This is a genomic window from Streptococcus sp. GMD1S, assembly GCF_000296875.1.
GTDB lineage: Bacteria > Bacillota > Bacilli > Lactobacillales > Streptococcaceae > Streptococcus.
This window is the reverse complement of sequence record NZ_AJQY01000323.1, coordinates 1-19,633: the sequence shown is the minus strand read 5'-3', so window position 1 is coordinate 19,633 and position 19,633 is coordinate 1. Positions and strand designations below refer to the sequence as shown.

At 31.5% G+C, this 19,633-nt stretch carries 23 protein-coding genes and 2 pseudogenes; 6 read left to right on the top strand and 19 right to left on the bottom strand.

Annotated features, from left to right (window positions below; translation table 11 throughout):
* Positions 1-5: 5 nt before the first annotated feature.
* From GMD1S_RS12615 to GMD1S_RS09355, 6 genes and pseudogenes are all read right to left on the bottom strand, one after another.
* Positions 6-110 (bottom strand): annotated as a pseudogene (locus GMD1S_RS12615) (30S ribosomal protein S9); the annotation flags it as partial.
* 109 nt (positions 111-219) lie between these two features.
* Positions 220-921, bottom strand: a complete 702-nt coding sequence (locus tag GMD1S_RS09375) for a DUF7004 family protein (RefSeq protein ID WP_000264479.1) — start codon at positions 919-921, stop codon at positions 220-222.
* Positions 922-1,103: 182 nt separating this feature from the next.
* Positions 1,104-1,469 carry a hypothetical protein gene (locus GMD1S_RS09370; RefSeq protein WP_008282470.1) on the bottom strand — a complete coding sequence of 122 codons (366 nt, stop codon included), beginning with the start codon at positions 1,467-1,469 and terminating at the stop codon, positions 1,104-1,106.
* 9 nt (positions 1,470-1,478) lie between these two features.
* A complete protein-coding gene (locus GMD1S_RS09365) occupies positions 1,479-2,012 on the bottom strand; it encodes a hypothetical protein (protein ID WP_000064905.1) in 534 nt (177 codons plus the stop codon).
* Between the two features lie 567 nt (positions 2,013-2,579).
* Positions 2,580-3,581, bottom strand: coding sequence for a hypothetical protein (locus GMD1S_RS09360; RefSeq protein ID WP_001288894.1), 1,002 nt, complete (start codon positions 3,579-3,581; stop codon positions 2,580-2,582).
* 15 nt (positions 3,582-3,596) lie between these two features.
* Entirely contained in the window at positions 3,597-4,253 is a 657-nt protein-coding gene (locus GMD1S_RS09355) for a MutH/Sau3AI family endonuclease (RefSeq protein ID WP_000766070.1), read from the bottom strand.
* A gap of 171 nt (positions 4,254-4,424) precedes the next feature.
* Here GMD1S_RS09355 and GMD1S_RS09350 point away from each other — a divergent pair, with 171 nt between their 5' ends.
* The 4 genes from GMD1S_RS09350 to GMD1S_RS12445 all read left to right on the top strand — a co-directional run bounded on the left by GMD1S_RS09350 (position 4,425) and on the right by GMD1S_RS12445 (position 7,513).
* Positions 4,425-5,267, top strand: a complete 843-nt coding sequence (locus GMD1S_RS09350) for a DNA adenine methylase (protein WP_001182267.1) — start codon at positions 4,425-4,427, stop codon at positions 5,265-5,267.
* A gap of 2 nt (positions 5,268-5,269) precedes the next feature.
* Entirely contained in the window at positions 5,270-6,070 is an 801-nt protein-coding gene (locus GMD1S_RS09345; protein WP_000755287.1) for a DNA-methyltransferase, read from the top strand.
* Positions 6,071-6,267: 197 nt separating this feature from the next.
* Positions 6,268-7,131 (top strand): HNH endonuclease, encoded by an 864-nt coding sequence (locus tag GMD1S_RS09340; protein WP_000185763.1) that lies wholly within the window; start codon positions 6,268-6,270, stop codon positions 7,129-7,131.
* A 184-nt stretch (positions 7,132-7,315) separates the two neighbouring features.
* A complete protein-coding gene (locus GMD1S_RS12445; protein ID WP_081502087.1) occupies positions 7,316-7,513 on the top strand; it encodes a hypothetical protein in 198 nt (65 codons plus the stop codon).
* A 476-nt stretch (positions 7,514-7,989) separates the two neighbouring features.
* Here GMD1S_RS12445 and GMD1S_RS09330 read toward each other — a convergent pair whose 3' ends face one another.
* Both GMD1S_RS09330 and GMD1S_RS09325 read right to left on the bottom strand, forming a co-directional pair.
* Entirely contained in the window at positions 7,990-8,838 is an 849-nt protein-coding gene (locus GMD1S_RS09330) for a hypothetical protein (protein WP_001083557.1), read from the bottom strand.
* A gap of 1 nt (position 8,839) precedes the next feature.
* The gene (locus GMD1S_RS09325; protein WP_000752836.1) at positions 8,840-9,463 is read right to left on the bottom strand and encodes a hypothetical protein; all 624 of its coding nucleotides are present in this window, start codon (positions 9,461-9,463) and stop codon (positions 8,840-8,842) included.
* Between the two features lie 232 nt (positions 9,464-9,695).
* Here GMD1S_RS09325 and GMD1S_RS09320 point away from each other — a divergent pair, with 232 nt between their 5' ends.
* Positions 9,696-10,058, top strand: a complete 363-nt coding sequence (locus GMD1S_RS09320; protein WP_000819423.1) for a hypothetical protein — start codon at positions 9,696-9,698, stop codon at positions 10,056-10,058.
* 186 nt (positions 10,059-10,244) lie between these two features.
* A complete protein-coding gene (locus GMD1S_RS12440; RefSeq protein ID WP_000793099.1) occupies positions 10,245-10,442 on the top strand; it encodes a hypothetical protein in 198 nt (65 codons plus the stop codon).
* Between the two features lie 191 nt (positions 10,443-10,633).
* On the opposite strand, the gene GMD1S_RS09310 is transcribed toward GMD1S_RS12440, so the two are convergent.
* From GMD1S_RS09310 to GMD1S_RS12435, 11 genes and pseudogenes are all read right to left on the bottom strand, one after another.
* Positions 10,634-12,091, bottom strand: coding sequence for a nucleotidyltransferase (locus tag GMD1S_RS09310; protein WP_000129936.1), 1,458 nt, complete (start codon positions 12,089-12,091; stop codon positions 10,634-10,636).
* Between the two features lie 12 nt (positions 12,092-12,103).
* Positions 12,104-12,805, bottom strand: a complete 702-nt coding sequence (locus GMD1S_RS09305) for an SMODS-associated NUDIX domain-containing protein (RefSeq protein ID WP_000404289.1) — start codon at positions 12,803-12,805, stop codon at positions 12,104-12,106.
* Complete coding sequence (locus GMD1S_RS09300) at positions 12,789-13,139, bottom strand: restriction endonuclease (RefSeq protein ID WP_008282466.1); 351 nt, start codon at positions 13,137-13,139, stop codon at positions 12,789-12,791. The genes GMD1S_RS09305 and GMD1S_RS09300 overlap by 17 nt, the downstream gene beginning before the upstream one ends.
* A 139-nt stretch (positions 13,140-13,278) precedes the next feature.
* Entirely contained in the window at positions 13,279-13,560 is a 282-nt protein-coding gene (locus GMD1S_RS09295) for a DUF5960 family protein (RefSeq protein ID WP_000087382.1), read from the bottom strand.
* Positions 13,553-13,915 (bottom strand): hypothetical protein, encoded by a 363-nt coding sequence (locus tag GMD1S_RS09290; RefSeq protein ID WP_000567226.1) that lies wholly within the window; start codon positions 13,913-13,915, stop codon positions 13,553-13,555. Before GMD1S_RS09290 ends, GMD1S_RS09295 begins: the two co-directional genes overlap by 8 nt.
* Positions 13,912-15,327 (bottom strand): Y-family DNA polymerase, encoded by a 1,416-nt coding sequence (locus tag GMD1S_RS09285; RefSeq protein WP_000511335.1) that lies wholly within the window; start codon positions 15,325-15,327, stop codon positions 13,912-13,914. Before GMD1S_RS09285 ends, GMD1S_RS09290 begins: the two co-directional genes overlap by 4 nt.
* A 3-nt stretch (positions 15,328-15,330) precedes the next feature.
* Entirely contained in the window at positions 15,331-16,017 is a 687-nt protein-coding gene (locus GMD1S_RS09280) for an XRE family transcriptional regulator (protein ID WP_000284659.1), read from the bottom strand.
* A gap of 8 nt (positions 16,018-16,025) precedes the next feature.
* Positions 16,026-16,883 (bottom strand): ImmA/IrrE family metallo-endopeptidase, encoded by an 858-nt coding sequence (locus GMD1S_RS09275; protein WP_000344041.1) that lies wholly within the window; start codon positions 16,881-16,883, stop codon positions 16,026-16,028.
* Between the two features lie 97 nt (positions 16,884-16,980).
* Positions 16,981-17,934: an HNH endonuclease gene (locus GMD1S_RS09270; protein WP_000717712.1), complete on the bottom strand. Its 954-nt coding sequence runs from the start codon at positions 17,932-17,934 to the stop codon at positions 16,981-16,983.
* Positions 17,921-19,420, bottom strand: a complete 1,500-nt coding sequence (locus tag GMD1S_RS09265) for an AAA family ATPase (RefSeq protein ID WP_000564715.1) — start codon at positions 19,418-19,420, stop codon at positions 17,921-17,923. The genes GMD1S_RS09270 and GMD1S_RS09265 overlap by 14 nt, the downstream gene beginning before the upstream one ends.
* Before the next feature lie 32 nt (positions 19,421-19,452).
* Positions 19,453-19,633 (bottom strand): annotated as a pseudogene (locus tag GMD1S_RS12435) (transcriptional regulator); the annotation flags it as partial.

Below are 19,633 nucleotides of genomic sequence, written 5' to 3'. Positions count from 1 at the left end.
TCGAATTAACGTTTACTAAATTGTGATGCTTTACGAGCTTTCTTAAGACCTGGTTTGGAAAGTATGAGTTTCATTTGGGCTAAAAACAGCGTAATACCAAGTCTTTTCAGAACGATATCTACTGATTCATTTCATAAAATTTGAATCAATATTTCTTAAATAGGGGAATAAACTAATCTACCTCCTCTTAATTGAACTCACTATTATAGTTTTAAAATATTATTTTTTTAAGTAAAATTCTTTATCAAATATTTTCATACTTCTACATAAATCTCCAAATTTTGAAGTATTTTCTCTTTTTTTTGACCATTGAGCTGCTTCTTCAGGAGAAAGCTTGCCTGTTTCTACCTGATAAATACCAAATAATTTTACTCTATGCTGCCACTTAGACTTATTATTATATTTCCCTAAATAATACCACTCAGATATCATGGCTAAAAATATAATAATGAGCGCTTCTTCTAACTCCGAATTTTCATCCGAAATTTCTTGAGATAAATACCATTCTTGAAATTTCTTTATCTTTTCAATAATATCTTGATTTTGATATCCAAAAGTATTTTCAGAATAAATATCAAATTTTCCCGAGTAATCTTTCCCTTTCTCTGAACTGCCGTAGGTATCATAGAAGCCTGCAGCTTTATCAATAAACTTAACGAACGTTTTTATTGCTAGGTCTATTACCTTGATGTTATCCCCTTTATAGTATTTTTTTATGATGTTAAAATAATCAGCGTCTCCCATACTGTAAGCTCTTTTTTCATTATTTACTTCTTCAATAAGACTAACTTGAAATTTATCTGGATTTACTTTTTTATTTCCAAGATTATAAACTATTGTATTTCCTGAAGTTGAAACTGCCATTTCCCGAATTGGTTTTTTCAATTCATTGAAGTCTCTATAATTTTGTTTTCCCCACATATAATCCTGCTTTCATTTATTTTTACTACAAACTTAATTTATCTAGTGGGATAGAATTAAAGAAGTAATCACATCCCATTTTCTTGATATAATTTTTTGTATCTTCATATTGTTCGTGTTTAAACCAATCATTGAAAACACAGAAGTATTTAACCTTATAACCTAAAGAAGTAAATAATTTCTCATATTCCATTTTTTAAATGACACCCGAGTAATTTTTCATCCACAATTCCTGAAGAGTTTTGAAATTTCTTGTCAATAATATAGGCGAATTTATTTTGTTCATTTATAAAGCACTCATCTGGCTGCCACTGTTTTGAATTGTATTCTTTATAATTTATTCCTCTTGGTTTTAAAAAAATACTATACAACTTTGATTTTGAAACGGAATAGCCTATAAGAACATTATTTTTAAACACTCTATGCTGTATCACTTCAATCCCTGCCTCTTCCAAAGCATCATCTAATGACGTAATTTGTTCAAACAATAACCCATTTTTATTAGTTTTTGAACCACCACCATGTTTAGTGGGTATTCTATTGTTCATATTTTTACCCTAGTCTCTCTTGGGTATAACACCCCACGTCATATTTCTTCCAGAATAGTTCCAATAACGTATATCCTGTTCAATAAATAACCATTTAATCGTTTTTACAATTTGATCAGTAGGATAGCCTATATTAAATGTTATAGCTCTTATTTCAGAATCTGTAATCTCTTCACACTCAAAAACTTTTAGTAGTAAATCATATAACTTTTTATACATCTCTGGATCTGACTCTTTTTTCTTTTGAAGGTCTAAACCAAAATCTGTATGTTTAGGATAGTTTCTTTTTCGTTTATTAGGTTCTGAATAATTCATATTTTCGACACAAACTAAAAAATCAAAACCATTATGTAAATTTGCAGGTCTTTGTAGATATACTCTATCGCCACTTTCTAAAGTTTCAACAAAATATTTGTATTTAGAAGCATCATTTCCTCTTCCCACACCCGCTTCTTCTTGTGAAAATTTCTCTACCACTCTCATTCGTACTTCATTTCTTGTTCCACTATTTGAAAAACTATAAGTAATTTCGTGATTAGACATAACTCCCCTTTTCCCACTTTAAAACCTATCAAAATAATAATGACAGTGCTTTTTAAAATATAATTTGATCTATTATAGATCATTTTGGACTAAAATTCTAGATCAATTCGGAATTTTTGATACTGTCAATAATTATGTGTAAACACTCAAGTAGAGTTATCTATCAAAATAGTAGAAAAGGAGAATTTCATCATGAAAAAAATCTTAACACTCCTACTTCTTCCCTTATCAGCTTTTCTTCTCATTTTTTGTTCATCACAATACAACCTAGATGGCAACTACTATTAGATTGATACCGAAAAATACCTAAGAAATGAGTTGTCATTCTCTATCAAAGATACTGAAGGTACGATTGAGAAGGGAGAGTACTACAGATTCACCGTCAATAGTAAAAACAACTGAAGATGTGTCATCTAAAGAAGGTGCTGATGCTTATAAAGAAGCACTCTAGAAGTACAATGAATTACACAACTAAAAGAAAAGTCATTCAGTTTATATACACTGAATGGCTTTTTAATTTATCTAAATCACTTGATTCTCTTCAAAATATTTTCTTTCACTTCGCTTTTATCTATGTGTTGCAGTTGAAATAATTTTGTAAATCTCATCATTTTCCTTCAAGGAAGTTAATAAATCCTTAAACATAAACGCATTGAAGTTGTTAGCTTTTTCTTGTTGTATTAAAAGCAACGCCATTACCCATAAAAACTCAACCGGATACTCACCTATACTATCCAACTCTCTATATTCTTCTTCCAATGAAGTAGAAATACATTCTTGAATGATTCTATTCCTATCATCATTAGTTTTCATAGGACTTTCAATAGAATTCCAATAATCAAGTAATTTTTCAATAAAATGAATTGACAGTTCTTTTTGAATTTGCTTTTTTAAAACCAAATCTACTGACCAATGAATATGTTTTGGAGTACGAAGCCTACTCCATACTCCATCTTTTAAAACCCTATATTTTAGCACCATATCAAACTCAGAAAAGGACCCTTGATGTATATATAAGATATATTTATCAGAAATCAAAATTTCCTTAATCAATTCATTAGCATGGTAATCTGGGTTTGAGTAGCTAACATCCCGATATTCTTTTTTTCTCCTACTACTTTCTGGGATCGCACCAACTTGTTTTAAGAATCTAAAATATAAATTATAAGTTTTTGTTGTTTCTTGTGATCCATGAACAGATTCTTTTTTATCCAACAGTTTCAACAATAAGTAATGTGGATAAAAACCTTCTTTACTGAAATCGATATTATCGATTTTTAAACCCTCAATATCAGTAATTAGTCCTTGTAAATCATACCCATCAGAGTGTATACCTAAGTATTTTGACAAGTTTTTAAAGTTTGTCGTTAACAATGAAGCAATTGAATCTTCTGATAGTAAATTGTTCAAGATACGCATAATATCTTTCTTCTCAATTTGACAACTGCCACTATTTTGTCTCTTTCTTATAACGACTTTCCCATTATAAGAAAAACAACCAATAGTATACTCTCCATCTTTAAAAGTAAAGAAGGCATATCCATATTTTTTTATAACAAACTCAGACATTAAAAATCTCCTACATTACAAACCAAGGATTCTTCTGATTTCCCCTACAAATTGCTTTTTAAAATAGAAAGCATGATTCTTGTTCGAAACCTCTCTACCATACACATTTGAATAAATTGGATGATATGGTTTAGAATCCTTGCTTCTTATTTGCATGAATTTCCCGTTTGAAGTATGGATAAATCCATCATCGCTGGTTTCAATATGATGGTTCAACAACTGACAAATTGTATCATAATCGTTGTGTAGTTGTTCCCTCAAACTAAAGAATCGTTCTTCATTCAAATCAACATGGATGCTCTCTAAAAACGACCATTCTGCTGGTTCTCCGACTTTACAAACGGGAACATACAAAATATTGTCAATTTTTTCAAAAAGTGATGTTTCTTCAAACGGTATATTCTGCAACAAATCATCGATCATGCTACTAACCTGAGTAATAAAAATCGTTTCTTTTGGTTTGCCTGTTTCGTCACACTTATTAGTCTTCAATTCCCCATCCTCAAAATCTCTATTTGTGTTGGATAGTTGCATCCCTAAAGCTAATTCTAAAAGTTGTCCGGTCTTGCCTTTATTAACTATGATAGTTTGCAATTCTCCGGCAGTAAATAAGTCTTTAAATTTAATATTGGCAATCTCATTCAACTTTCTTTCAGCTTCATGTAGTTTCATTTCAGAATTCCCCATTCTATCTTTATTTTTAAATCAACTCAATCCATTTCAAACAAAAATCAATTTGATCTATTATAGATCACTTTTCAGATATTTTCTATTCTTTTAATTATCTGATATAATAGAACCTGCTAATGTTCTATCAATAAAATTAAGAAGGAGGTCTATCACTTGCAACCTTTTGTAAAATGGGCGGGTGGAAAAAGACAACTAATTCCCGAATTAACAAAAATTATGCCCTCAAATTTCAATCAATATTTTGAACCTTTTATCGGTGGTGGAGCTCTACTCCTTGAATTAGAACATAAAAACTCAGTTATCAGCGATAATAATCACGTCTTAATTGGGACATATAACGATATAAAACACAACCTCGATAAATTATTTCCATTACTGGATAAACTCCAAAATGAGCACAATTCGTGTGGCGATAAAGAAAAAGCCAAAGAATTCTACTATCAACAACGAGATAATTTCAACCAAATTATTTTTGATGATAATGAATCCTTAAATAGAAGTGCCCTTTTCTTGTATCTCAATAAAGCGTGTTTCAATGGTCTATACAGAGTTAATTCTAAAGGTCTTTTCAATGTTCCATCTAACCAAAAAACTACTATCAACATTTATGAACGAGATAATTTAGTACAAATTTCTCAATTTCTGCAAACGGTAGATATTTACAATCAAGATTTCGAAAAAACAGCTGTTAAAGCAAAAAAAGGAGACCTCGTTTTCTTCGATTCTCCTTATGCTCCACTAAATCCTACTTCTTTTGATTCTTACACTAAAGAAGGTTTCAGCACGGAAGAACACATTCGTTTAGCAAACCTTTTTAAAAAATTAACAAAAAATGGAGTTTACTGTATTCTCACCAATCATAATACAGAGTTCATCAGAGATTTATACAAAGATTTTCATGTCAAAGAAGTCAATGTTAAACGTATGATCAATAGTGATGCTAAAAATAGAGTTGGGAAAGAAGTCATAATTACAAATTATGAACTTGAGGTTTAACAATGAAAAAAGTATTTCCCAAAAACTTTACTCCTTATTTTGAAAATGATTCTACTATTCTTGTTAATGGAGATTCGTTTGAAATATTAAAAAAAATAAAATCTAAATCGGTCAACTGCATCTTTGCTGATCCACCATATTTTCTATCAAATGATGGCTTTACAAATTCTGGTGGAAAACAAGTTAGTGTAAATAAAGGGGATTGGGATAAGAGCCTAACTACTGCTGAAAAACACAAATTCAATAGAAACTGGATTAAAAAATGTAAACGAGTATTAACTGATGATGGTACTATTTGGATTAGTGGTACTCTTCACAACATATACTCCATCGGCATGGCTCTAGAGCAAGAAGGCTTTAAAATTATCAACAATATTACTTGGCAGAAGCTCAATCCACCGCCGAATTTAGCAAGAAGATCTTTCACTCACAGTACCGAGACAGTATTGTGGGCTAAAAAAGATATTAAAAATAATAAACATTTTTTCAACTATGATCTAATGCGAGAAATCAATAACGGTAAACAAATGAAAGATGTTTGGTCTGGGCCACTTACCTCACCAAAAGAAAAAAAGTTCGGAAAACACCCTACACAAAAACCTTTGTATCTTTTGGAAAGACTACTTTTAGCTTCTACAAAAGAAAATGCACTTATATTAGACCCCTTTATGGGAAGCGGGACTACTGCAGTTGCTTGTAAAAAACTTAATCGTAATTTTATTGGTATAGAAAAAGAATCTGAATTTGTAGAATTAGCGAAGAATAGAATAATAAACACTAACACAGAATTTAACTTATTTTAGAACGGCTTAGATAAATCTAAGTCGTTTTAAAGTAAACTATCTAATATTCATAGAGTTTTTCTGTTTAACAGTATATTCTTCTGTCCCAAAAATTAATTTTATATATTAAAAACAAGTAGAACTACTGAACTCTGAAATTTAACATATGTATTCAAATTATGGTATACTACAATTAGTAGTATGATTAGGAGGTTTTTATGACAAACACTCAGAATATTAGCAATATCAAGACTATTGATGATTTGAAAATAAATAACATCTATACTAATGACGTTATTGCCAAAGTTTTTAAATGTTCCAAACAAGGTGGTATGAGAAAATCAAATACAACTAATACTCTCGTTCTCATATCAAAACAAACAGGTAAATCTATATACCATGATACATGGGTAGATAATATGCTTCACTATACCGGAATGGGACAAGTAGGTGATCAAAAACTTGATTTTGCTCAGAATAGAACTTTAAAGGATTCGGCTAAAAACGGTGTTACTGTACATTTATTTGAAGTATTTAAGGACACGGAGTACACCTATGCAGGTATAGTTAAACTTGCTGAACCACCTTACAATGTAACTGAACCCGATAAAAATAATAATAAGCGTATTGTCTATAAATTCCCTCTAAAATTAAAAACCTCAGAGTATTGCCCAAATAATGAGACATTAATACAAAATAAAAAGAAATTAGAAAAATCAATATCACGTAAAACTATTCAGGAAATTAAAGAATTAGCAATTGAAAAAAGCAAATTAAATAAAAATAAACATCTTGTTAGAAAAGTATCTACTTTTACCCATGAACGTTCTCCAGAAATAAAAGAATATGTAAAGGAACATGCTAATGGAATTTGTCAATTATGTGATAATAAAGCTCCCTTTGAAGTAAAGGGTAAACCATTTTTACATGTTCACCATATTGAGTACTTATCAAGAGGCGGCGAAGACACAATTGAAAATGCAATTGCAGTTTGTCCAAATTGCCACGCTAAAATTCATCAACTTGAACTTGAAGAAGACAAAGAAAAACTACTTCGTAAAGTCCAGGATCGGAATCTTTAATTTCTTAAGCAAGCTATAAATGCTTGCTTTTTTTATTAAAACATTTAATTTTATACTTCAGCTGAAATAAATTAATAATAAGCTACCCAATTAAAAGCGTAGTTCCATTAGCACAGTTCAGGTTAAATTTTGAACAATTGAGAAAAAAATTCTATTTTGATATTGGTTATATTATGATATAGTCATGAAAACTTTAAAAGAAAAAAATATTCAACGAGCATTATGGCATATTAAGCGTCATTGTATAAATATAGAGAACAATTATGAAAATGAATTGAGCAAAACTGAGTTATTACATTTGAAATCTAGTGTTGAAACACTAAGTCGAATTTTGAACAATGAAAAGCCCTATCCAAATTTGGAAATAGATGACGTATTTTAAAATATTTATTACACTTTTATAACTACCAGCAACTTTAAATCTAGTTATAAGCTTTATCAAATAAAAAAGCACCCAAGAGATTCCTCCTGGATGTATGTAAACGTTGATATATTCATGCTGACCCACATTTTGAGAATTGTGATGCTTTACGAACTTGTTTAAAACCTGGTTTGACAAGGTCTCTTTTCTATGGTTCAGTCGGTATAATTGTGAGTTCACTATGTTCATTTACAAAACTATACATTGGTACTCCAAAACTCTCTCCAGATATATTTTCATATAGAGCTTTTACAAAAATTCTAGCCATTCACTAGATGGTTCTACAGCATCATCAGTCTGAGAAGTGAAGCACATTTGAAGAATAAGTTCCATTATATCTAAATCGAATGCAATGAATTATCCTCTCTAAATAAATGAATAGTTCTTCTGATTATAAATTATTAATGAAAAATTGGTTTATTCGGCTCTCAGCTGCACTATATAATCATGTATTTTACATCTTTTATGATATTATCCGCATCTAACTCTCTGTCACCATTAATGTTTAAAATATCCTTTAAATCACTATAAAAAATTTTTTGGGGGGTCAAATTTCTATAATTTATGTTTTCGAATAAAGAAGAAACCTTAGAACTATATAATTTCTCCATTCTCTTATCACTAAGAGTCATTCCAATTTCTATAATCTCATTCGTAAGGACTGAAAAAAATTTCATAATTAAAATATTTGTTATAATCCTCGAATTCCTATCTTGAAAATTTTTTTCTAAAATCTTTTCTACTCTTTTTAAACTTTTATTTAAATATTTTTTTAATGGGTCTCCGCTAAAATAAGATTTTTTGTATTTATGTATTCCTTCGCCAGCTGGAGTTAATTTTATACATAGTCTTTTATTAGAAAACTTAATTAGATCATTTAATTTCCCACTATCTTTATTATGTGACTTTTCTTTTTTAAAATCTTCAATTATTACTTTAACTTGATTAATTGAATCCTCTCTATTTAAATATATTAGATTCATTTTTCTTAACATCGCTGAGGTTGAAACATCAAAAGAATAATCTCTCAATTTTTTTGAGTCTCCCAACTCTACCGAAGCAGAAAATTTTACAACAGAATATTTACCTTCATCAGTCCCACTCTCATACGATATATCTAGAAAATTACTACTATTTTTCTCAATTATAGAATTTAACAATCTTGTTTTCCCTACACCGTTTTCCCCAACAATACAATGTAGTGAATCAATTTTATCATAGTAATTAAAACTGCCACCAACATTTTTAAGACTAAATTTTATAGGGATCTTATAATCTGAATTCATTTTAAATCTCCTTCACTATACATTCAAAATTAGTTTTAATACAATATTCAGAAAAGTTTCCTAAGACTTTATCTTTACTTATTCCAAGTTTTAAAGCACCTTGAATAGGTCCTATTTTATCATCCAAATCAATAATTCGTCTAAAGCCTATACCATTTTTATAACACTCTATAACTTTCTTAATATTAGATACGCCTGGAGAAAAAGAATGTTCCTCAAACCACTTTTCTTTTTTTCCACTTTTAGGATAAGGGATAAATATCCGAATTACATTTTCGAATATAAGTTTGTACTTCCAACTCTGTCTTCCTGCCCAAATGTAATTTAAAACATTAGACTCAGAAACTTCTAAAATTGTTGCTATATATATTGCTGCGTTATTACTTGTAATAAACACAATGTCACCCTTTTGTGGAGGGTTATTTTTTAAATTATTATCAAATTCGCTATATCCCCAGATAGAGAATGACTCTTCTTCACTTTCAGTAATATCTTCTAAATCTTTATTCTCTTCTTTTAATGCTGAAATAATAACATCTTTTGATATTTTATTTTCAATCGTATTGAGGAAGGGGGAAGATAGTCCTGTTCCCCCAGCCATTACAAATATATTTTCATCTGCCATAATCAACCTCATAAACTAAGAATTAATAAAATTTATAATCGTCAAAATCGTTTAGTTTTACCTTTTGATAAAACGCTTACATATCGATTATACCATAATACACGGTATCAACTATAAATATTTTTTTCCGAAAAATAACTATTTTCCCGAAAGAAGTAAACCAACCTTAAAAAATTACTGTATTACATCTGTAATATTTCTTTGATATAATACAAGAAAAGGAGTTAAGCAAATGAAAAGATTTATCACATTACTTTTAGTGTCTCTATCTGCAATTTTATTAATTGCATGTTCCAACCAATCAAGTAATTCTTTAGATGGTGAATACTATTGGATAAACGAGAGTAGAAATGAAGTCGCTTTTACCATTTCAGGTAACAAAGGAACTATCAATAAAGGAGAGGCTGATGCTTTTACAATTGATAAAGATAATTCAACAATCGAATTGACGGGCTCAAATATCATTAGTCGAAAAGAGAGCTACACCTTTGAAGATGGCGTGTTCACTGTCGATATTTCAGGAACGAAACAAGACTATTACAAAAAGGACAGTGAAGCATATAAAAATGCCTTGAAGAAATACAACAATAAGTAAAATTTTCAAGCTATTCGTTAGTCTTTATACAACAAAAACGCTTTAATTTTGAAGCGTTTTTGTTATCTCTCTAAAAATAAGGTCAAAGATTTCTCTTTATTTATTTTTTAGTGCTTTTCAGACTATATTTTGATCATTTGAGGAAATAAACATTATTTTTGAACGTTTATCTGATAAGATAGGAGTATGAAAAATTTAAAAGAAGATAACATTCAAAAATCCTTATGGCATATCAAACGACATTGCGAGAATATAGAAAAAAATGCTGATGATCGTAGAAGAAAAATTGACATCTTCCATCTGATGGAAAGTGTCGAGATACTAAAACGAGTTATAAACGATGAAAAACCCTATCCGAACTTGGATAGGGAGGAAGTGTTTTGAAACATATTTCACTAAATTCTAGTTCATACTTTTTGTAAAATCCATTTTCACAAGTCTGGGTTTCAAGTAATTTTAGATTAGCTTTATCTCGATTATCAACAAAGTCCGACATCTTTTTCATTCAAAAATTTAGAATGAGTTTGATTGAAGGAAGGGAAATATCAAATAAACAGCTTACCGGTTAATCTCCGTCAATGTGCAAAATCCATTGAAAATTTATCGGTTATAATAATCTCAAACGGAATACTTTTCCCATAACAAATTCCATTCTTGACTAGATATGCTTCTACATAATGTCTACCAGTGTAAAGAGTACTTTCTTTTCTAACTCTTTTACCTTCTACTAACTCAGAATTGTAAAATCCACCTCGTAAAGAATTTGCTAATTCAGCTTCCCTGCCTGTATTTGTCACTTGCCACCAAATCTCATACCCTAGTATACTATTAGCCTGTACTTCAAATTTAAGACTACCATGTTTATTCAATTTTGTTCCGCTTTCAATCTTTTTCCACCTAAATCCTTTATATAGATAACTTGCCTTTATTGATACATCTTCTATCAAAAACTCTTTCCATTTTGAATTTTGATGATGACTTATAGAATTGACATTAACAATTGGGAATTGTTCTCCACTATTCTTAAATAAGCTAGTCCTTATAAATTTTATTTTATCTAAATAAGATAAATTATAATTTCCTACATTAAAATCTAATTTAAGTTGTTCCAACCATTTTTCAAATGCTTCAAAATAGCTACTATCTTTATCCCATTTATTAGATAGAACTTCGTCCTTATTTACAGGATTATATACACAAGGTTTTCCATCTCTAAAATCAATAGCATCCTTCAAGTGTTCAATAACATAGTTTATAATATCTAAAAAATCACTATAAATTGTACTGGCAGCCTGATATTGCTTTGCTGCTAATGTCGTGATGATTATAGAACTTGGTTTATATTCAATATCTTTTTCAAAACAAACCTCAGCATGTCTTTTCAAGATTTGAACAATCCTTTGCAAGGGAGTTCTAACTCTATATTCAGGAACTTTTTCAATAGATGCAGAAAATCTTTTAGCAACTTCTTTATGATAGATAGCGAACTTTGAAAGATCTCTAAACCACTTAGCGTACTCTTTTGGGTTACTTGTCTCCCAATTAGAAGTAATTTCAAAATAGTTTTCATGAGTTTTATCCGTGATTGCTATAAACCCATCATTTTTTTCGTTTAAAGGGACTGACGGCAGTATGTCTATATGAAAATTGCTTTCATCAACATATTTTAATGTCCAGCAGCGTTTGCTTTCCTCTGGCCCACTGGACATTGACTGAGCCTTAGCGTAACTCTTAACAATTTCCCCAAGATTATTTTTCAAAGAATATTGAGATTGGTCGTTTCTTCTTAACTTTGTGAAGTTGCAAACTATATCAATATCAAAAGCTCCATCTTCTGTTAATGGCTTGATGGCTGTTCCCAATTTAAACGATCCTTGCAAGTATATATCTGGGCTATTTTTGCTAAGTTCTGAATTTTTGATATAGTTAGCAATAGAATTGTACCTATTAGTAGCTATTTCATATTTCGAATACGAAACATCCAATTCTTCCATAATTGATTTAATCTCTTTTGAGATAGTAATATCTGTCAAAGTATCTTCCTCCTAAACAATATACTTCGAGGTTGCAGAAATCTTTTTAGAAAGTCCGTCTTTAGCAAAACAATTTTTTTCTATATCCTCAGCCTCTATTAGAAAATAATCATCATTTTCTAATACTTTGTCTAATATTTCTGTAGGTATTCTTGCTTCAAAAATGTCAAATATTTTTAATTCATCCATTTGAAAGTAAGTTGAAAACATGATTGGTTCTTTGACAGTTTTTAGATATTCAACTTGCGACTTTGTTACTAGGTCCTCTATAGAAATTCCAGCAGGTTCTAATTCTTCAATAAGCTCTCTAATTACAGTTACTTCCCTATTTTTTCTCGTATCAAACCAGTTAATAAACTGTACAAGGTGCTTCCCTTTTGTTATTAATCTTAGATCTCCACCTTCATAAAATCGAGTCTCAGATTCATCTTTCAACTCTAATTCTTCTTTTAGCCCTTTGAAGGAATCATGATATTTATAAACACCTCCTATAGGTTGATATTGGTCTATTCTTCTCCCTTTTATCAGCAAATAGCGGCCATTAGTCTGTTTAATTTGAAATAGGTAAGCACAACTCAATCTTATATCTTTGTTCCATCGAATAAGAGATTGAGACCATATTTTAATTCTACGTCTATTATTAAATATTGTCGATACAAGAAAAGTAATAACCGCAACAATTAGATTAACAATTAAGTCATGTAATATCTCCAAAACTACTCCTCCACTTCAAACTTCGTAGACTATTGACCAAGTTCACCGAGGAAGGAATCAATGTCTGACTTTTGGTTACTATGATTATAAAATTTAGTCTGAATAGCTCCAGTTCACCAGTATGCTTCTTCGCCACTAAGTCTACGCCTATATCGATTTTAGGAATTCTATAGCTATCTGGGACATCAGCCAACATCCAAACACCTATGAATTCATTCTTGTAGGTTGGTTCATTCTTTAAACATGCACGTACTAGATATTCAAAATAGGTCCCGCGACCAAGTTGTGTTTCCGCTAATTCATCAATTTGTGCAATTAGTGCTTCAAAAGTCATACGCTTCTCCTGTATGCCAAGAGACCTATAGGATTGTTTAAGTATGTCAGTACTTAACTAAATGCCCCATAGCTGATCATAGTTAGAACTATTATAACCTTTTAAAGTTCAAAAAAATAGCATTAACTGCATAGTAATGCTATTTTGAACCTATATACCAATATTTTCTGATTAAGTTACTATCTTGTCCACTTTCTATTCGGAAGTAAAAATAATGGTTCCATCCATCTTTAGAATTCTCTTTATTAAGTTTGAAGTAGTTTTTCTGATTCATTGCCATTGTTCTTAGGATGTCATCAATTAAGAAGGTCAAAGGCACATTCATCGCTGAATATTTTTGGAAGTCTTCTTCGAATCGGATATAGCCTTCTGAGAAGTAATCCATCTGCAATTTATTTTCATAAAGTTCTTTTCTACTCATAGACAACCTCTTCTAATAGTTGAATGTCCAGGATGTCTTCCACTTCAATCAGTTGGCATCCTTCAAGTGTTTTGATGGATATTGCCTTTACTGCAATTTCCCCCACCTCCCCAATTAAGGTTGTTTTTTTAGCTTTTTGTTTGACTATAAAGCGCCCCTTTAAATTCCCAACATAGAGCTGAGAAAGTAATAATAGTTTTTCTGTTCTGTTCAAGTCACTGGTTAGATCGACACGATATTTTTCTTCTCCTAGTGACGTGGTATGTTCAGATAAAAAGAAGCCCATCCATTTTTGCATACCTGAGTCTTGATATTCTCGGGCTGACTGATAGGGTAAATAGGAACGATCAATCATTTTAAACCATCTAGTCCACCAGCAGAATGACCTCCAATTAGTTTACTTCTAGCGATGCTTCTTGATGCTGACTCAAGCGCATTGGCTTTTAAAAGTGAAGTGAACCCAAACTGATCTCGTATGCTGTCAATCGCTGATTGGAGCCTTTCTTCTTTTTCTATTTTTTCAACATCATCAAATAAAGAAATGAGTCCAAACGATTCATCCACCAAACCCGAATAGTTAACGGCAATGTTCCTTACAGCACCTGAACTGTATTTCTGATGAAATAACTGTAAAACTACATTAGTTAGCGTGTCCGTATGATTAGTTGGTTCAATCTTTTTTTGTGTGTTAATTGATTTTTTATTTTCCTGTTTGGAATAGCCTACATGAACAGAGACGACAGTTGTTTTCTTACCTGCTCGTCTAAGACGAATAGCAACCTGTTCTGCCATCTCTCGAAGAACAATCTCAATATCCCGTTGCTTGACATAATCTCTTGGTAAGACTTGGGAGTTACCTAGTCCAGTGCTCTTTGGTTTATATGGATTATTAACATTGCTTTCATCTACTCCATTTGCGTAAAACCAGAGACGTAGCCCTACTACTCCCAAAGACTTTTTTAGTAAGTCGGGATTACTATTAGCAAGTTCCTTAACAGAAAAGATTCCCAGGTCATTTAATCTCTTTTCCATACGATGACCAATCCCCCAAAAATCCGTCATATTAGGAATTGCCCAAACCTTGCTTTCTACGTCTTCATAAGACCAATTAGCACGCATGGTGGGCATTTTCTTAGCTTCATTGTCTAGGGCTAGCTTAGCAAGCAAGGGATTACTATTTGACATACCCACAGTTGAGTAAATACCTGTCTTTCGCCAAATATCCTTTTGAATCTTAGCAGAAATCATATCCAATTTATCTTTTCGGGATATGGTCTGATCGCTAACAAAGTAGTTAAGAGAAGTCGTTAGGTCAATAAATCCCTCATCAATTGAATAAGGGTATATTTCATTGGGGCTACCGTAATCTTTGAAAACTCGTTGTATTTCCATATTAACCTCAATGTACTTGTCCATTCGAGGTGGAACGATAAAGGTGGTCTTCGCCCATTCCTCAATATAGCGTACAAAGTCTGGATCCGTTGGAAGTCCCTGTTTTTTTGCATTATAGAAAGAAAATTTTCTGGTTTTAACGTCAAAAGGTAAATCATAAGCCCGACCAACATTCTTTTTTCCAAATACTTTCTTAAACATAGGTGATGATGCCAATATTAATCCAGCAGAATTATCCGCTCGACTCATCACGCAGAGGGAGGTTTTAAGAGGATGAAGCCCTCGATCCACACACTCAACGCTTGCATAGAAGGATTTCATATCAATAAAGGCAATATCACTGACAGGCTCTTTTGAATAGTCAATGATTCCCATAACCTAGTCCTCCAGAGGCATAAAGTTTCCGACAATTTTTCCGACAATCCGAGGATCATCGTCATAAGGAGCAAATTTGTCTTTGTATTTTTTATTGATGGAAACGAGGCGTAAGCCGTCTTCTTCCAAGTAGACACGCTTGATATAGGTCTGCTCATTCCAAACAACTGCATAAACTGCCCCATTATAATCAAAGCCTGTCTCACGAATAAGGGCAACGGATCCATTCGGGTATTTAGGATCCATAGAGTCCCCTGAAACCCAAGAGGCGAAATCATGTCCTAACTCCTCATTATAGTAGACCGTATCGTATTCTTTTTCTCCATAGATAGTGGCTCCAAGACCAGCAGACATTTCTTCATAGACCCGATATTCATAACGTGGTTCAGCAATAGGGACCACCTTCTTATTCTGTTCTTCTGTAACTAAGTCACGAGCATAAGACACAACTTGTTCTTTTCCATTGGGTGAGAGGACATTATAGAGTCTGACAATCTCTATCTCAGTGAAATAGCCTTTGGGGACGTTCAAAAGTTTCTCTAATAATGCCACTTTCTCAGTAGAAGGTTCTTTGACTCCACGTTCCCAAGCAGAATAGGCTTGATAGCTAATTCCTAGCTTATCTGCAATATCTTTTTGTGTTAGTTTTAGCTCTTTCCTCCGAGCTTTTAATTTTTCTGGTTGATACATGTTTCTCCTCACATGACTAATAATTCTAAATTTGCCTTTCTTCTAGCTTCTGTCTCTGATAGTTTGTTGCTATCCCACACGTAAGCTAAAGATTTTCCCTTATTGTAAACAAGCCACACTTTAAAATACTTTATCTTCCTGATTTCATCCCATCGTGTCTGGTCAAGCAATTCTGGTAGTTCTTGACTCGTCACGAAATTGGTTTGTTTCAATCTCTTCTTTAGCCGTGCTATAAGCGAGGGTTGATATTGATTGAACTCTTCAATCAATATTTTTTTCAGCTTATGAAAGTAATGGTGAAGGGAGGCGTTTTGACCGTCTAGGTATTCATCTACTGCCTGCTTGATGGCTGATTCAGTATCCACTTGATAAACTCTCAACAAGTCAATCAGCCGAAAATAAAGTGCCTGCTTTGAAACTTCTAGATCCTCTTTGATCTTTTGGAAAGAATCGCAAGAGTAGTAAATCTTGGATAATAGCACAATATCAGGCATCAGAACAATAGCTGAAAATACATTGGCTTCTCTCTCTATAATAGATTCCTGATTATCCACTGATTCTGTAAAATAAGAACCATCGTGTTTCAAGATAAAGTGGCCTAATTCATGACACAAGGTAAAGTGACGCTTGGTCACTGGATTGTCTTGCTCATAGGAAAAACTCGTCCCTAGTTTATCAATAACTGTCAAACCTTCAATTTTATGATTTGAAAAGTGGTGACTGATGACTTGAATGTTATTCTCATGAATGCAATAAGCAAAATAATAGTGAAAGTGATAATTCAGAATCGAAATTTCCTCCTTTTTCATAAAAAAGTAGAGGGTTTGTTTTGTGATTTCACTTACTCGTAAATATAATTCATCCAATGAATAACACCTCCTTTAAATCTCAACATCTGACAAACTAAACCAGAATGGTTGAGTTTATTATACAAAAAAAGTAGACAATTGTCTACTGAAAATTCTAAAATATATCCTCAAACTTAGCAGAATCAATCTCTGATCTTCTAGCAAGAATCTTTTCCTTAATTATGGATATCAATTCATTCGGAGATTTATTTGCTAACGAATCATACATTATAAATATCAAAAATTCATCTGATATCAAACCATCTGAAAAATCAAATCTATTATATTCATCATAGTTCGTTTGAAAGTCCTTACGTAAAAATTCTTCTGAGATTAAACGTTCTGATATATCACTCCTAGCAAATTCATCGATTAACTTTAAAATATTATTTCCGACGTTAATCTTATACATCTGATCTAGATTATATAATCGTTCAAACCAATACTTTAGTCTTAGATATTGATTCTCATCTTGTATTTCAGATTCATCAAAAGATGTTAAATGAACATTTACCACGATATCCCCCCTAGATGCATATATATAACATTTTATATACTTTGCTAAAGAAACTCCATGAAAATACGCATTAAAAACACCTGTCGATTCATCTTTACCATATCCATGACGTTTTCGCTTATTACAGGTCCAGCAAGTTGTAACAAGATTACAGGGAGTTATAGCAAATTGAGGAAATTTAGACTTTGGTAAAACATGATCTAAATTTTTATCATTAAATCCCCACCGCTTATCACAAATAGGACATCTATCTGGAGTCAGAGAATATAGTCTATCCTTATAACCATGACTATCCTTCATACAATAATTGAAAATACCTTCCATTTGTTTAACAGTTATACCATATGCATCGTCCATCTCTTCCATAGTATACAATTGATGTCTATTGTCAAGATAGATTCCCTCATACAACTCTAGCTGTGCTTTCCACTCTGCTGAATCTACTTGTGTGAAAACATCCTTGATGTTCTGATCTTCCTTATTTGAAGAATCAGTGATTGCAGTATCACATACATCAGAAACTTTAAAATCCGGTTCGTCAATCTTCTTCATTTGTTTTTAATTCCTTCGATAGCCGTAATATAATTCTTGCTTCACTGCCCAAAGCGGCTTCAAAACTATCTGAAATTTGTTCTTCATCTATTTTATCTTGTAATACTTTATAGAAACCTGTATTTCTTAAGTCAGTACCAAAAATAGTATCATTAATAAAGCTAACACTTTCTCCATAAGTTTTACTTGATAGTTTCACTATACTACCCCTATGTCTATCAAAATCATATTTTAACTTCCTGATATTTGTATTAGGTATTTCCTGAAGTACGATTGCAGAGTGGGTTGCTAATAAACAAACACCATTTCCTTCCTCAACAATTTCTTCTACTGCCCTAATATACGCCTTTAAAAGTGGAGGGTGTAAGAATAGTTCAGGTTCGTCAATAATTACAAGTGTTTTTTCAAAGACCTTAATAATCAAATTCAATAAACTCAGTAAAACTATTTTTTGACCAGAACTTAATTCATTAATTATTTCTTCTGATAAATTTCTCTCTTCAATCAATGGAAGAATTCGAATAAACAACGGATCAAAGGAAAATTTATCTATAATTTTTTTAGTTCTACTTTCATTTTTGGGGGTTGTTGCCTCCGTAAAAAGTGTTTTTATTTCCTTAGTAATATAATCCTCTAAACTAGTCGTCTTATTGAAATCGATTCCAATGAATTTATAATTTTCGCTATCTTTCTTTATAATTCCAGTATCAAAAGGACTATATGAAATTAATACAATTGACTCAAATTGATTTATATTAGAAGTAATATTATTAAATAAATCACTATTTTTTTTAATATAAAGATCAATCAAATTTTTTATAAAATAGGTTTTCCCAGCTCCATTATTCCCTACAATTGCATATAAAGTATCTGGAAAATATTCTAATGAATGTGGATTCTTGCTAAATTCTAAAACATTGTTTTCATTTTTATCGACAATACTAATTTGATATTCATCGATATATTTTCCACCCATACTCAATCTATGCAACTGATTTCTGATTTCACTTAAAGAAACACTACGTAAAAAAGAATGCTTCAATAAATAATAGTCCTCTATGGGATGATAAATTGAATCATGCTTAATTGACTCATCTAGTCTATTTAAATCATAAGCAATATCCCCCATTTTTTTGAAATACTCATCTTTTTCAGGTGAGGATAGAAAATTATTTAAAAATTCATAATACTCTTTATCTCCAAGTGAAATCAGATTATATCCTTCATCTTGAACAAGAATCGATTGTAAGTCTATTTCCTTTTCATGCTGGTAAGGAATGAATGATATTTTAAGACTACCAAAATCGTAAATTTCACCTTCAATTTTTGCTGTCAATGCATACAATGTTCTATAGCCATAATCGTTCCAATGATCAAAAGCATAATAAATACCATCTCCTAGAGAACTAAAATCCTTATCAGTTAGAGGAAAATCTTTCTTCCATGTCTTACGTATAAAAGGATATTTTTCAAAAAAATCTATCATATTTTTAACCTCATAGCTTGTCGAAGCTTCACTTAAAGCAAGTCACCTTTTTTAAAGGCTTGCTTCCGTTCTTCCATAAACTCAATCAACTCTTTTTTAAAAATTTCCTTTTCTTCTTCGGTCAGTCCTTTTGAGTTCATACGGAAAAGTAATTCAATATTGTCTAATTCATCTGATTCTTCGTCTAAGTTCCCAACCAGATAATCAACGGAC